Genomic DNA, 14678 nt, shown 5'->3' on the forward strand with positions numbered 1-14678 from the left:
CGTCGACACGGCAGCGCCACTTTCTCATCAGGTATGCGGGATCCGCCCCGGGATTCACATCTCTACCGCGAGATACTTGGTTTCCAAGTACTCCTCTATCCCCGTGGCACCGCCCTCGCGACCCTGGCCCGAGGCCTTGACACCGCCGAACGGGCCGCCTGGGTCGGAGACCAGGCCGCGGTTCACTCCGACCATGCCGGTCTCGAGGCGCTCGGCGAAACGCAGTGCCCGTGAGATATCGCGGGTGTACACGTATCCGGCGAGGCCGTACTCGGTGTCATTGGCGCGTGCCAGCGCTTGCTCCTCGGTGTCGAAGGTGGTGATCGCCGCGACGGGCCCGAAGATCTCCTCGTACGCCAGACGCGCGGTATCGGGCACATCGGTCAGCACGGTTGGCTGGAAGAAGTGACCGTCCCCGCCGAATGTCTTGCCGCCGGTGCGGAGTCGGGCGCCCTGGGCGACCGCGTCGTCGACCAGGTCTGTGACCTTGGCCAGCTGCGCCTCATCGATGAGCGGACCCACCGTACTCGCCGGATCGAAAGCATCACCGGCGACCAGTCCCTCGAACCGCCGCACGAGTCGTACGGTGAACTCCTCCGCGATGTCGCTGTGCACGAGGAATCGATTTGCCGCGACACAGGATTCGCCCGCGTTGCGCATCTTGGCCAGCATCGCACCGTCCACCGCCGCATCCAGATCGGCATCGTCGAACACGACGAACGGGCCGTTGCCACCCAACTCCATCGAGGTGCGCAGCACCCGATCGGCAGCCTGGCGCAACAGGATCGAGCCGACTCCGGTGGATCCGGTGAAGGATACCTTGCGCAGCCGAGCATCGGACATCAGCGCGAGCGACAGTGCCGCCGCGTCGAGCGTCGGCACGTAATTCACCACGCCCGCAGGTACTTCCAGCTCATGGAAGATCTGCGTCAGCAGCGCCAGTGTCAACGGTGTCTGCGGCGCCGGCTTCACCACGCAGGTGCATCCGGCCGCCAGGGCCGCACCGATCTTGCGGGTGGCCATGGCCAGCGGGAAGTTCCAGGGGGTGATCAGCAGCGACGGACCGACCGGCACCTTGGTGGTGACGATCCGGTAGCCGCCGTTCGGTGCCGGAGCGTACGACCCGGTGAGGTGCGCGGCCTGCTCGGAGAACCAGCGCAGGAACTCTGCGCCGTAGGCCACCTCGCCGCGCGCCTCGGCCAGCGGCTTGCCCATCTCCAGGCTGATCAGCGCCGCGAAATCCTCGGTACGCTCGATGATCCGGCCGAAGGCGCGGCGCAGCAGTTCGGCACGGAAGCGCGACGTCGTTGCGCCCCAGGCATCCTGGGTCGCGTGCGCGGCGGTGAGGGCGTCCATCGCATCATCGAGGCTCGCGTCGGCAACCTCGGTCAGGACCGTAGCGTCGGCTGGATCATGCACGGGAAAGGATGCACCCGTGGAGGATTCGCGCCATGCTCCGTCGATGTAGAGCCCGCGCGGCAGGGCCGCGACCAGTTCCCGCGCGGAGTTGCGATCGTGGAACATCAATTCTCCTTCGCGCGTGCGGCGCTCGTATAGGCAACTTCGGTCGGCACCGTGCTGTCGACCGGACCTTGGGCGGAAAAGTGTGCTGCCGTGGAGGATTCGCGCCAAGGCTCGGTGATGCAGCGAGCCTGTGGCGCGACCGGGTACCGGATGGAGTCGCGATCGTGGATCATCGGCTCTCCTGCATGCTCGCCCGCAGCAGGTCGGTGAGCTGCTCCGGGCTCGGGCGGCGCGGGGTGTTGTTCGTGACCGCGTCGTCGAGGGTTTTGGTGACCAGGGTGTCGATCAGATCGGCGGTGACTCCGATCGCGCCCAGGTTGGTGGGCAGGCCGACCGTGGCGGCGATCTCCTCGATCCGCCGGGCCGCCCGATCGCCGCCGCCGTCCAGATCCAGGGCACGCACCAGGTCGGCGTACCGGGCCGGGGCGGCGTCGATGCCGAACAGCAGCGCCGGGCCCGCGATCGAGGCCAGCGCGACGCCGTGGGGGGTGCCGGTGGTGGCGGTGATCGAGTGAGCGATGCCGTGCAGCAGACCTAGGCCGCTCAGCGACAACGCGCGCCCGGCCAGATGCGAACCGATCAGCATGCGGCTGCGCGCCTCGATATCGCCGCCGTCGGCGACCGCATCGGCCAGGGCCGCGGTGGTCAGCCGCAGCGATTCGGTGGCGTAAGCACGTGAGAGCGACGTGGCCCCTTGGGATAGCAGCGATTCCGCGCCGTGGGTTATCGCGTCGAAGCCAGCCGCGGCGGTGACCGGGGCGGGCAGGCCGACGGTCAGCTCGGCATCGAGGATGACCAGCTCCGGGGTGGTCGCCGCGGTCCCGATATACACCTTGCGATGGTCGGCGCTCTCCATGACGCCGAAACCGTTGGTCTCCGCACCGGTGCCGGCGGTGGTCGGGATTGCCGCCAGCGGCACAGTCGGGGCCCCGAATTCCTCCGAGCCGTCGAGCGATTCGGCGGACATCGAGGTGTGGGTCAGCAGCGCAACGGCTTTCGCGGCATCCAGGGCCGAGCCGCCGCCGATCGCGACGATGAAATCGGTGCGGGCATCGCGCGCGACGGCCGTGGCCACGTCCAGTGCGGCTGTCGAGGGGTTAGGCGGAATTTCGCTGTGCACGGTCACCGCGGGCCCAGCCGCACCGATCGCGGCGGCGATATCGTCCACCATGCCGGTCTTGCGCAGGCCCGGATCGGTGACGATCAGCACCCGGCGGGCGTCGCGCTCGTGCAGTAGCCGGCCCAGCCTCGCGACCGATCCCCGGCCGGCGATCACCTGGGTGCGGCTGCTGACATCCCACTTCTCGGTGTGTACGGAATGCGCGTAGCCGCAATAATGTTCACTCATCAGGCCGCCGTCTCCTCTGCCTCTGTCGCCACCACCGCAGGCCGCAGCTGCAGCGCGGCGTTGTCCTCGGCCAGCCGGATCGGGGTCATCTCCCCGGCGTCGGGACCGTACTTGGCCAGCGCGGTGCGATAGATCTGCTCGACGAACGCCGATAGCGGCGCCGGGACGCCCACGTCGCGGCTCAGATCGATCGACAGGCCCAGATCTTTGCAGGCCAGTTTCATCGCGAAGGAATCGTCGTAGTCACCGCCGAACACCGACGGCAGATCGTTGGCGAGGAATGCGCTCGCGGCGGGGCTGGCCAGCAGCGACTGGTGCAAAACGTCGAGGGCCACCCCTGCCTTCATACCCACAGTGAGTACCTCGGCGCTCGCGACCAGGTGCGAGAACCACAGCTGGTTGATCATCAGCTTGACGGTGTACCCGGCGCCGAGCCCGCCGACGTGCAGCACCCGCTCGGGATCACCCATCACCTCGAACAGCGGCTGAACCCGTGCCAGCACCTCGGCCTCGCCGCCGACGAAGATTTGCAGCATGCCCGAGGCCGCGCCCTTGGCCATACCGGAAACCGGTGCGTCGAGCCGGTAAACCCCACGTGCGGCCAGGGTTTCGTCGACGACCCGTGCCGCCGCCGGGGTGGAGGTGGACATATCCACCCACAACGCACCGGTCTGAAGCAGCGGCGCCATCTCCCGGATGACCGCCTCCACCTGCGGCGGTCCTGGCAGCATGGTGATCACCACATCGCTGGAGGCGGCGATCGCGGCGATCGAGTCCGCGCGCTGTGCGCCGAGATCGACCAGGCGCTGTTCGGCCTCGAAGTTCAGGTCGTGTACTAGCAGGCGATGCCCGGCGGCGACGAGATTGGCGGACATGTGCCCGCCCATGTGGCCCAGGCCGATGAACCCGATGAGCGGGGTCGAATTTTGTGTCATCTCCATCATTCCCAGTTGATCCAGGTCGTCTTGAGTGCGGTGTAGGCGTCGATCGCGTGCAATGATTTGTCGCGCCCGTGGCCGGTCTCCTTGAAGCCGCCGAACGGGGTGATCACACTCGACTCGTCGAAGGTGTTGACCCACACCGTCCCGGCCCGTAGCTGCCGCGAAACCCGATGCGCGGCAGACAGATCGGTGGTCCATACCGAGGCGGCCAGGCCGTAGCGGGTGTCGTTGGCCAGCACGACACCCTGCTCCTCGGTCGCGAAGGTGGTGACGGTCAGCACCGGCCCGAAGATCTCCTCTTGGGCGATCGCTGAATCGTTGTCCACCTCGGCGAAGATCGTTGGCTGCACGTAGTACCCGCCGGATTCGGTGCGGACCCGGTTGCCGCCGGTCACCAATCGCGCGGCCCGGCGGCCCTGTTCGATATAGCCGACCACGGTGGCGAGCTGATTCGCGTCGGCGATCGCGCCGAATTGGGTGTTCTCGTCCAGCGGATCGTCCGGCACGAACGTCTCGGCCGCGAATTCAGCGATGCGCGTGACCAATTCGTCCGCGAGGGATTCGTGCACGATGAGTCGGGACCCGGCATTGCACGTCTGCCCGACGTTGTAGTAGATGCCCCAGGCCACGGTCTCGGCGATGCGCTGCAGATCCCCTGCGCTGTCCAGGACCAGCTGCGGCGATTTGCCGCCCGCTTCGATGGCGACCTGCTTGCCGTTGGATTCGGCGGCGTACCGCTGGAACAGCCGCCCGACCCGGGTAGATCCGGTGAAGGCAATCTTGTCCACGTCCGGATGGCGGCCAAGGGCTTGGCCGGCGGTCTCGCCGAAGCCGGTGACGATGTTCAGCACGCCGTCGGGAAGTCCGGCGCGCTGCGCGGCCTCCGCCAGCACCAGCGCCGAATGCGGGGACTGTTCCGCGGGTTTGAGCACGAAGGTGTTGCCCGCGGCCAAGGCCGGGCCGATCTTCCATGAGGCGATCAGCGACGGATAGTTCCACGGCACCACCGCGCCGATCACGCCGAGGGGCTCGCGGGTGATCAGGGCCAGCCGCTTGGCGGGCGCGGGTGCGATCTCGTCGTAGGTCTTATCGATTGCCTCGGCGTACCAGCGGATCGTGGCCGCGGCGCCGGGGGCGTCGACGGCGAGGGTATTGGCGATCGGTTTGCCGACATCGAGGGTTTCGGCCAGCGCCACGCGCTCGGCGACGCGCTCGATCTCGTCGGCGAACCGCAGCAGGGCGGCCTTGCGCACCGCCGGATCCAGGCCGGACCAGCGGCCGTCCTCGAAGGCCCGGCGCGCCGCGGTCACCGCGAGTTCGATATCGGCGGCCTGCCCGGAGGCGACCACTCCCTGCAGTCGCCCGTCGATCGGCGAATACTTCTCGAAGGTCTCCCCGCCGACGGCATCGACAAATTTCCCGTCGATGAACAGCTGATTCGGCAGCTCGGCCGCCGCCGCCCGCTCGTGCCAGTTCACAGTGCCCATTTGCGGCATGCCTCCTCGTCGAGTTCGGCGCCGATGCCGGGAGCATCGGGCACCCGCACGAATCCGTCGCTGTCGATTTCGACCGGGCGGCGTAGCATGAAATCGCGTCGCTGTGGGGTCCAGCCGGGCGGGTCATAGGGGAATTCGAAGTACGGCCCGCCGCTGACACCGGCGGCGACATGCAGATTGGCCAGCACTCCGATGCCGTTGGTCCACGAATGTGGGGTGAACCGGCGATTCTTCAGCATGGCCAGCTCCGCCAGGGTCCGCGCCCTCAGCATACCGACCGCGAGCACCACATCCATCTGGTACACATCGAGCGCGTCGTGTTCGAGATAGTCGACGACCTCGGACACCGAGGAGATCATCTCCCCGGCCGCGACCCGCACCCCGGTCTCGGCTCGCAGGCGGCGCAACCCGTCGCGATCGGCGTAGGGCAGCGGCTCCTCCACCCAGTAGACATCCAGGTCACGCAGCTGCTCCACGGCCCGGCGGGCAGCGACGAAGTCGTGCGGCATCTGGGTGTCGCCTGCCATCCGCCAGGACTGGTTCAGATCGACCATGATGCGCAGCGAATCGCCCACCGCCTCGCGGACCGCGCGCACCGCCTCGAGCCCGGCACCGAAGTTATGCGGATCGACACGGATCTTCATCGCCTGGAATCCGGCCTCGCGGATGGCGAGCGCGGACTCGGCGCGCTGGACCGGATCGCGCAGCTCGCCGGTGGACGCGTAGGCGGCCACCTTCTTCTGCGCGCCACCGAACAGCTGCGCGACGGGCATATTCGCGGCCTTGCCGATGATGTCCCAGAACGCGACCTCCAGCGGCCAGAAGCGACCGGCGTGGAAGTTGATGGTCTCGATCCGCTTGACCTGTTCGACGATGTTCAGCGGATCGGTGCCGATGAACAGATCCTCGTAGGCGGCGAAACCGTCCATGGTGTCACCGGATCCGATGCCGAGGAGTCCCTCATCGGTCTCCACCTCGACGATGGTGGCGTCGAAATGCCTGCGCGGCATCGGATCCCAGGCGGCGAAGAACGGCGGATCGAGTACCAGCCGGAGTTTTCGGGTGCGAATTGCGGTGATCTTCACTTCAAGTCCTTCGGGTCGGGTTCGGTGTCGGGGGCGCCGCCGTCGGCGGGGGTGAAGAACGGATTGGCGATCTGCCCGCGGGTCTTCAGCACGGTGTCGACATCGGGATGGTGGGCCGCGCCGTTGGCCAGCGCGGTGGCGGTGGCGAGACGGTTGTTGCGGTAGACCGCCTCGGCGTCGTCGGCTTTCGGGTTGACCCAGACCGCGACGATCAGGCGCAGATCGGTCACCTCGTCCGGGGCTATGGTGCCCGCGGCGACCGCATCGGCCACGCCGGCGGCGACACCGGCCTGTGCCGGGCCCCAGATCAGCTCCCCGTGTCGGTCGTCGGCCGGGGCGCATTTGGAGACGAAGACGGTGAACGGCTGGACCGGCACACCGGGGCGCATGATCACCACGAAGCGTTCGTAACCCGCCGACGGCGTGGCGAGGCTAGTGGTCCACGCCGTCTCGGCGGCGCTGCCGCACGGGCCGAGGACGGTATTGATATGCGCCGCATTGACGCCGGGATCGATGAACGATTCGCCGAGTTCTACGCCGGTGTGCCGGGACACGGTGTTACCTCCGAAGGGGTTGCGGGGAAGGTGAATTCAGGCGACGCGAGCCTCGGCCGGTGCGCTCGCCGCGTCGGTGGTGCGGACGACGCCGCGGGCGCCCTTGGAACTGACCTCGACCAGTGAGCGGCCGGTGGTCTCCGGCGCCATGTACTGCGAGAAGATCGCGCCGACGATGCAGACCGCGCCCATCACCGCCATCGTGCCGCCGATGCTCCAGTGGTTCAGCGCGATCGGCAGCAGGAAGGTGCCGATGGCCGCGCCGATCCGGCTGACCGAGCTGGCGAATCCGACGCCGCTGGTGCGGACCGAGGTCGGGAAAAGCTCCATCGGATAAACACCGCACAGGATGGAGGCAACGCCGTAGGCGAACAGGTAGACGAAGAACGAGATCGCCAAGATCAGCCGCGGCAGCGAGGTGTCGAATGCGACGACGAACAGGGCGATCCCGGTGACCCACAGCGGAATGATCAGCAGCTTGCGTCGGCCGACCCGCTCGATCAGGAACCAACCCAGCACCGCACCGGCCAGTGCGACGAACGTGCCCAGCAGAGCCGAGGCGACCGGATTGTCCATGTGCAGCGCCGCCAATACGTCCGCCTGGAAGAATATGATCGCGAAGTACGGCAGAACCAGGCAGGTCCAGAACAGCGAGACGAACAGGGTGCGGCCTATGTAATCGCGGGAGAAGATCACCGAGAACTTGGTCTCATCGGCCTTCTCCGCGTGGAAGTCGCCGGATTCCAGCGACCAATTCAGCTGTGCGAGAACGGCTTCAGCCTCATCGCGCCGACCCTGGGAGAGCAGCCAGCGCGGCGACTCGGGCAGTCCGTGCCGGGCGATCAGGCATACCGCCGCCGGGATGACCGCCGAGGCCAGCACCAGCCGCCACTGATCCGGATAGGCGCGGGTGATCAGATAGCCGATCAGGAAGGCCACCACATAGCCCAGGTTCCAGGCGATCTGCAGGAACGAGGTGAGCCGCGCCCGCAGCGTGGTCGGCGAGAATTCGGTGACCAGCGGTGAGCCGATCGCGTAATCCGCGCCGATGGCCAGGCCCATGATCAGGCCGAGCGCGAACATCTGCCAGGGCGTCTGCACGAAGAACATCAGCACCGAGGCGATCGCAAACCCGGCCAGGTCGGCAAGAAACATCGCCTTGCGGCCGACCTTATCGGTGATGTAGCCGAAAGTGATTGCGCCGATGAAGATTCCGATCAGCGTGGCGGAGGAGATCAGACCCGCCCAGGTCGAGCTGAGGTGCAGATCGTCCTTGAACGTCTGCAGCGCCATCGTCACGCCGATGACAGCGAAGATGTAGCCGTCGATGAACATTCCACCGGCGGTCACGGCGGTCAACCGCTTCAGGAACCGCCATGCCTCCGGCCCGACGACGGGTTCGGCGGGGTCTTGGAGTTCGGCACTCGTCATAGCAATGCACTTTCTTCCACTAGCGTGATGCGGCGCACGAGATGGGGATGCTGTGAGCCGCAGCACTTCGATGTACCGGAAGGTATCGCGCGAATTGACATGTCGGCAACCACTGTTGCAAGATAATCAACAGGAGGTGAGTCGTGCCGGACCAACGAACCTACAGCTCGGGCCTGATCCGCGATATCGAACTGCTGGAGGTACTCGCCCGGCCCGACGCCGCGGCCGGGCTCGGTGTCTCCCGGATAGCCGAACTCGCCGGGCGCGACAAGGGTCAGGTCTCGCGGGCGCTGGCGACCCTCGCCGAGGCCGGTTTGGTCGCGCGCGACGAGGACACCAAGGCATATCGGCCAGGATGGCGGCTGTTCGCCCTGGCCACCCACGCCACCGAGACTCAGCTCGCCCATCTCAGCGCGCCGTTCCTGCGCAAGGTTGTGGCGGGCCTGAACGAGACCACGCACCTGTGCGTGCTGCGCGGCAACCGGGTGCTCACGCTGCACAGCGAACTCGCCACCCATGCCTTCCGCGGCGTCGGCTGGGAGGGCACCTCGGTCGACCCCTACACCACCTCGGCTGGGCGCACCCTCATGAGCGAATGGGACGACGAGACGATCTCGCGCTGGTGGGAGCTGTTCCCTCCAGATCGGCTCACGCTGCCCACTGCGACGGCAATACCGGTTGGTGCACAGGCCGATCCGCAGCCACTGACCCTGAATGCGCTGCTCGATCGGATCGCCGGCATCCGGAAATATGGCTATGGCCAGGTGGACGAGGAATTCGAACCGGGCCTGGTGGGTGTCTCCGCCCCTGTTTACGGATTCCGCGGGGATATCGTGGCCGCGATCAATGTGTCCGCGCCGAAACAGCGGCTGGGTCGCCACCTGCGGGCCGCTGGGGAGTTCACCCGTTCGGTGGCCGATCAGCTATCCGCCACCCTGGGCGCGCCGCGCCGTTGACCATGGGGTGGTCTCGTTGATCTGAGGTAGTAGGCGGCCGTGTGGCCCACCGCCGCCACCGCCCACGCTCCACGCTGCTGGCGATTGCCCGGCAGTTGGAAGCGACCCGATTGGCCAGAGCAAGCACCTCCGCAACTGCCGCGCGCTGGTCCTGATAGTGGCGGTCGCGACGTTCTCGGGTAAATCTGCTCGACTGCTGCGCCTGCTCCCTTTCGAATCGCGCGTTCGTCTGGTGCTGAGCGATCCACGCGGCGGCCAGTGTTCCTGCCACACCGACGGCGCCGACGAACCCAGTCACCAACATCCCCCAACCGGGTGTGTAGTACATCGACCAACACTCCCACGGCAGAGCGCCGTTCCGAGGGCAGTTCGGCGACGGGCCGAGTCCGCTGTCGGTCCGCAGCAGCGCACGACGAGATCGAATCCCACCAAGGACACCGACGAGGTGACTGGTACCGCCACCGCGACATGTCCGCCACGGCCATTACAGTGACTGCTGCAGAACAACTACAACGGGGGCCGAATATGGGTTACGACATCAGCTTTCACCCAGTCGACATGCGCCTGGCCGAGGAACGGGTCATTCCGTTCCTGGCCGGACACGGCAGGGACGACGATCTGGACGATCTGATCGCCGACGCGGTGAGGCAGGCGAAGGTCCGCTTCCGCGCGAATGCGTGGGGCCTGGGCGTTCGAAAGGCGTACGACGGCAGCGATTTCGACACGTCCCTCTACGTCTGGGGTCGGCCCTTCTTCGTCACCGCCGACGATCCGACGATCGTCGCCGAAACGGTTGTCCGCTACTGCAATTCCACCGTAGGCGAGGTTGACGACCTGGCCCGCAGCCAGATCGCGCTCCTCGATCCGGCCCTGCTGAAACATGTCGAACCGGATTTGAACGGCACGCTGCCCGCCGACGAACACCTCGCCGTGGGCTTCCGCTGGAAGCTCGACTTGCTTCGCGAGGCGGCGTCGGCCGTACGCGCGGGCCTCCCGACTATCCGCAACGGCGACGGCGACGAGATCTCCGCCGCGGGCGCGCTGACCGGCAACGCCCAATTCTGCTTGGTCGAATTCCTCGCCGCCCTGCTCCCCGGCTGGATCGAACGCGGTAAGGCGTGGCCCACCGCACTGGCCGAACACGCCACAACCGACGGCGGCTCGCCGTTTTCCGACAACACGCCACTGTTCGGGTCGCTCTGCACCGAATTCCCGTCGCTGAATTGGGAATCCAACTGGACCATCCCCGCCAACTACGCGATCGGCGGCTACGCCGCGCCCTCGAACATCCGGTCCTTGCGAAACTGGCTGTCCCTCAATGCCGAACCGCTCGCCGCGGTGGGCGACCAGTGGGACGACCGTCCCTACGTCCGCAAGGCCCTGCGCAAGATAGACGAAGCCCTGGCACTTGCCGAGCTGACCGGCTCGGCCTTCGTCGAAGCCGCCGAAATCTACATCCCGATGCAGGGCACCATGAACTGAGGCCAACCCGGCAACATCGTCCCGGTGGCGCGCACTACCAGCGGGACAGGGATGTGCTGCACATGGCCGATGTACGCGCGCTGACGGCCGACCCGTTTGCGCACGGTCACGGCGTTCAGGGCGGCTCGGTCGCGATTGCACACCACTACTGGTCTTCCCGGTCGTGGGCGGGCTTGCGAGTTCGCAAGAAAGTACCCTGACTCGAGCGACAGCCGAATTCGGGTCTCTTCGGTGACTTGCCGGGGAAAGTAGGAGGTATGCGGGTGGGCGCGGCAGCGCGATCTGGGAACCAGCGAGTGCGTGGTTGGCTGAGGAAGACCGGTGCTGTCATGGCAACAGCCGTGTTGGTGTCGTGGGTCGGTGCGGCGGTGGCTACTGCCGTCCCGACCTACGCACCGGTTTTGCGTGCGCCGGCGGGCGGCTATCAGGAGCTCTCCGTGCCGTCGAGCATGGGGCCGATCAAGGTGCAGGTGCAGTGGGCGGCCCGTGGCGGGAGCGCGGCCGTCTACGTGCTCGACGGTCTTCGTGCGCCGGGCGACCACAATCAGTGGACGACCGATACCGACGCGCTGCGCCAGTTCGCGGGCGACAACGTCACTTTGGTGTTCCCGGTCGGTGGTCGCTCGAGCTTTTACACCGACTGGTACCGACCGAGTAGTACCAACCGTCAGTCGACGACGTACAAATGGGAGACCTTCCTCACCAGGGAGCTGCCTGCCTTCCTGGCAGGGTACGGCGTATCGCGAACCAACAACGCCATTGTCGGGGCCTCGATGGGAGGCAACGCCGCTCTCACGCTGGCCGGGCATCATCGCGACCAGTTCAAGTTCGCCGGATCCTTCTCCGGATTCGTGCACCCGACGTTTCCGCTCTGGAACGAAGCGATGCGCGCGGCCATGTGGGACGAGGGCAACTTCAATGTGGACGACATGTGGGGTACGGCCGGTGATCCCGCGTGGAATCGAAACGATGCCACTGTGCAGGCCGAATTGCTGCGCGGACTGCCGATGTACGTCTCGACGGGTAATGGCGCGCCTGGTCCGCTCGACGTTCCATACGGGGTCGGCAACACGGTGAACGCGATGAGCCTGGAGGCGATGACGATGGCTGCCACCCAGATGTTCCGCGATCGAGTCGCGGCGCTGGGAATCGCCGCTCGCATCGACTTCGTCAACGGGACGCACACCTGGCCCTATTGGCAGCAAGCGCTGGCGACGGCGCGTCCGATGATCCTCGACGGGCTGGGCGCGCGCTGACACGACTGCCACTGAAACACTCGGCGCCCCACCGCCCGACGTGTCGTGCGGTCCGTCGACGTAGGTTGGCGCGCCTGCCTGCGCGCCGTTGCGCGTCTCGGTCCTGATCACCCTGCGGTCGTATGCCCCGAGGGGGGCCGGTTGCGCCTGGCGCGACCTCGGGTGCGGGCGTCGTGCTCGGCTTTCCCGGCGGGTGGTGCGGCCCGACTCGAAATGTCCGGCTGTGCTGAGCCAGGCGCCTGTACGGACCGGTCCGCATCCGGGGTCGCCCGCAATGTGGCAGGCGGCAGGTAGTCGCCCACACAGCCGCGGGTCCACCAAGCCCCGGTGCTGCGGCGCTCCTCGCGCGTGGTGAAGCGGTAGACGTAGAGCAGGATCCGCAGGTACTTCGGCGGGCCTTCGGGGAACGGGTTCGTCGCCAGCAGACGCAAGGTGACCGGGTCGCCTTGCAGGAGTTTGACCACCAGCGACAGGAGCCAGGCTTCGGCGTACGGCGGCGACATCGCCGCGAACCACATCAGCCAGTCCAGCCGTAGGTGATAGGGCGCCACCTGCCGCGGCCGCCGGGTGAGGATCCCGGGCTTGGCTCGGAATTCGTACGCCTTCCATGTCGGGTCCGACTCGGGCTGATCGTCGGTGCCCTCGATGACCAGTTCGAGCCGCGTGCGGGTGATGTGTCCGAACAACCCGTAGGTGTTGCCCAGATACAGCCGGTTGAAGGTGGCGTTCATCAGCTGGTGCCGTGACGCCATATTGCGGACCGGCGCCCAGCTGAGCAGCACCATGGCCACCGTCAGGATCGTCACCGTGATCGTGAACCACAGCGGTCCATCCGGCGCCGGCGTCGGCTCGATGGGTACCAGTGCCGCGAGGAACCGGCCGTCGAGCGCCAGTGTGGCCAGTGCGACCGCAAGCAGGTTCAGCCACGCGAAGTTCCCGCTGACCATCAGCCACAGCTGCGTCACGATGACGATTCCGGCGGACACCGACGCGATCGGCTGGGGGCACAACAGTCCGAACGGCACGATCAGCTGCGCGACATGGTTTCCCAGCACTTCCAGGCGATGGATCGGCTTGGGCAGATGGTGGAAGTACCAGCTGAACCGGTTCGGGATGGGTTGGGTCTCGTGGTGGTAGTAGAGCGCGGTGAGATCTCGCCACGCCGGGTCGTTGCGGACCTTGATCAGGCCCGCTCCCACCTCGAGCCGCACCAGCAGCCAGCGCAGCAGGAACACCGCCGCGATCGGTGGGGCCGTGTCCGCGTTTCCCAGGAAGATCGCCAGGAAGCCGGCCTCCAACAGCAGCATCTCCCAGACGAAGCCGTAGAACGCCTGCCCGGCATTGACGAACGACAGGTACAGCACCCACAGCGCTGCCCACACCGCCATGGCCACCGGCAGCGGCACCACATCGGTCAGGCCGAGCACGACCGCGCCGGACAGCACCGCACCCAGCGCGGCCAGAGCGTCGGCGAGCCGGTCGGAGTAGTGGAGGTGGAAAAGACTGGGCGACCGCCGGAATCCGGCGGCCCGCAGATACCGCGGCGCGGGCAGCAAGCCTCGCTCACCGCACAGTGCCCGGAATTGGGCCAGCGTCGACAGAAACGCGATCAGGTACACCAGGCCCAGCAGCCGCTCGAAGATCAGCCGGGCCAGCACATAACCGGAATCGTAGAACCCGAACATCGCTGGTCGCCCACGCTCGATACGAAGCTCCCCTCGTATCAAGAGAACGCTCGAAGCGGCCATATTCTTTCCGGCAATCTTCCGGAAATCGGTCAAGGATCAGGCGTGCACCTCATCACTGCGGTTCGTCGTCGAACCAGGGGCGGCTACGCTGGCAATCAAGTATACGGCGCCGTATACTTGGAAGTTGTTGCCGACCGCTTACGAGGGCGACGCCGTCCTCGCCGTCGAGAGGAGAGTGGGATGACTGCTGGTCGAAGTTCTTCCCTGCTGACAGGAGGCTCCGGAATGAGACTCCCGAAGACCGCCCACACCTCCCGTCCGTGGCGGATTCATGACATCGCTCCCGATTTCGATGTCGAGGACGTATGGGCCCTGCCTACTCCGGGCGGTCCCGACGAACTGCCCCGGCTCGTACGGCAGGTCACCTCCGGCGACGACGACAGCCAGTTCCCGATGGTCTACCGCCTGCTCTTCGCGATCCGCTGGAAGCTCGGTGGCCTGCTCGGCTGGGATAAACCAGACGCCGGGCTCAACCGTCGCGTGTACTCGCTACGCGAGCGGTTGCCAGAGGATCTTCGCGAAGGTCCGCGCGGGCCGGACATGCAGGGCAAACCGTTCCACTCGATCTACCTGACCGATACCGAATGGGCCGCGGAACTGGCCAACCAGACCGTGCACACGGTCATGCACATCGGCTGGGTGCCCGACGACGCCGGTGGCTACCGCGGCCAGATGGCCGTGCTGGTCAAGCCGAACGGCTTGCTCGGCAAGCTCTACATGGTCGGAATCCTGCCCTTCCGATACCTGGGCGTCTACCCGGCACTGATGCGGCAGGTCGAACGCGAATGGCGGCGAGGCGATCGCGCCGCGGAAAAGCCGGGTAGTGGTTCTCGGCCGCGCGAGACATAGACCGCGAG

The 14678-nt window shown here is 66.7% G+C and carries 12 protein-coding genes; 4 read left to right on the forward strand and 8 right to left on the reverse strand.

Annotated features, from left to right (window positions below):
* Positions 1-54: 54 nt before the first annotated feature.
* The 7 genes from OHA40_RS23700 to OHA40_RS23730 all read right to left on the reverse strand — a co-directional run bounded on the left by OHA40_RS23700 (position 55) and on the right by OHA40_RS23730 (position 8379).
* Entirely contained in the window at positions 55-1524 is a 1470-nt protein-coding gene (locus OHA40_RS23700) for an NAD-dependent succinate-semialdehyde dehydrogenase (RefSeq protein ID WP_330229082.1), read from the reverse strand.
* 169 nt (positions 1525-1693) lie between these two features.
* A complete protein-coding gene (locus OHA40_RS23705) occupies positions 1694-2872 on the reverse strand; it encodes an iron-containing alcohol dehydrogenase family protein (protein ID WP_330229083.1) in 1179 nt (392 codons plus the stop codon).
* On the reverse strand, positions 2872-3873 hold the full coding sequence (locus OHA40_RS23710; protein ID WP_330234343.1) for an NAD(P)-dependent oxidoreductase: 1002 nt from the start codon (positions 3871-3873) through the stop codon (positions 2872-2874). Before OHA40_RS23710 ends, OHA40_RS23705 begins: the two co-directional genes overlap by 1 nt.
* Entirely contained in the window at positions 3813-5300 is a 1488-nt protein-coding gene (locus tag OHA40_RS23715; protein ID WP_330229084.1) for an aldehyde dehydrogenase, read from the reverse strand. The genes OHA40_RS23710 and OHA40_RS23715 overlap by 61 nt, the downstream gene beginning before the upstream one ends.
* Complete coding sequence (locus OHA40_RS23720; RefSeq protein WP_330229085.1) at positions 5288-6394, reverse strand: mandelate racemase/muconate lactonizing enzyme family protein; 1107 nt, start codon at positions 6392-6394, stop codon at positions 5288-5290. Before OHA40_RS23720 ends, OHA40_RS23715 begins: the two co-directional genes overlap by 13 nt.
* Positions 6391-6948, reverse strand: coding sequence for a formaldehyde-activating enzyme (gene fae, locus OHA40_RS23725; protein WP_330229086.1), 558 nt, complete (start codon positions 6946-6948; stop codon positions 6391-6393). The genes OHA40_RS23720 and fae overlap by 4 nt, the downstream gene beginning before the upstream one ends.
* A gap of 36 nt (positions 6949-6984) precedes the next feature.
* Positions 6985-8379 carry an MFS transporter gene (locus tag OHA40_RS23730; protein WP_330229087.1) on the reverse strand — a complete coding sequence of 465 codons (1395 nt, stop codon included), beginning with the start codon at positions 8377-8379 and terminating at the stop codon, positions 6985-6987.
* 143 nt (positions 8380-8522) lie between these two features.
* On the opposite strand from OHA40_RS23730, the gene OHA40_RS23735 reads away from it, so the two are divergent.
* The 3 genes from OHA40_RS23735 (at position 8523) to OHA40_RS23745 (ending at position 12073) form a co-directional block, all read left to right on the forward strand.
* Entirely contained in the window at positions 8523-9335 is an 813-nt protein-coding gene (locus tag OHA40_RS23735; RefSeq protein WP_330229088.1) for an IclR family transcriptional regulator, read from the forward strand.
* Positions 9336-9860: 525 nt separating this feature from the next.
* Positions 9861-10817 carry a hypothetical protein gene (locus OHA40_RS23740; RefSeq protein WP_330229089.1) on the forward strand — a complete coding sequence of 319 codons (957 nt, stop codon included), beginning with the start codon at positions 9861-9863 and terminating at the stop codon, positions 10815-10817.
* 257 nt (positions 10818-11074) lie between these two features.
* Entirely contained in the window at positions 11075-12073 is a 999-nt protein-coding gene (locus tag OHA40_RS23745) for an alpha/beta hydrolase (protein WP_442943800.1), read from the forward strand.
* A gap of 107 nt (positions 12074-12180) precedes the next feature.
* Here the strand turns inward: OHA40_RS23745 and OHA40_RS23750 are convergent, their stop codons facing one another.
* Positions 12181-13758, reverse strand: coding sequence for a lipase maturation factor family protein (locus tag OHA40_RS23750; protein ID WP_330229091.1), 1578 nt, complete (start codon positions 13756-13758; stop codon positions 12181-12183).
* A gap of 288 nt (positions 13759-14046) precedes the next feature.
* On the opposite strand from OHA40_RS23750, the gene OHA40_RS23755 reads away from it, so the two are divergent.
* Entirely contained in the window at positions 14047-14670 is a 624-nt protein-coding gene (locus OHA40_RS23755) for a DUF2867 domain-containing protein (RefSeq protein WP_330229092.1), read from the forward strand.
* Positions 14671-14678 lie beyond the last annotated feature (8 nt).

The organism is Nocardia sp. NBC_00508 (genome assembly GCF_036346875.1).
In the GTDB taxonomy this organism is placed as follows: Bacteria; Actinomycetota; Actinomycetes; order Mycobacteriales; family Mycobacteriaceae; genus Nocardia.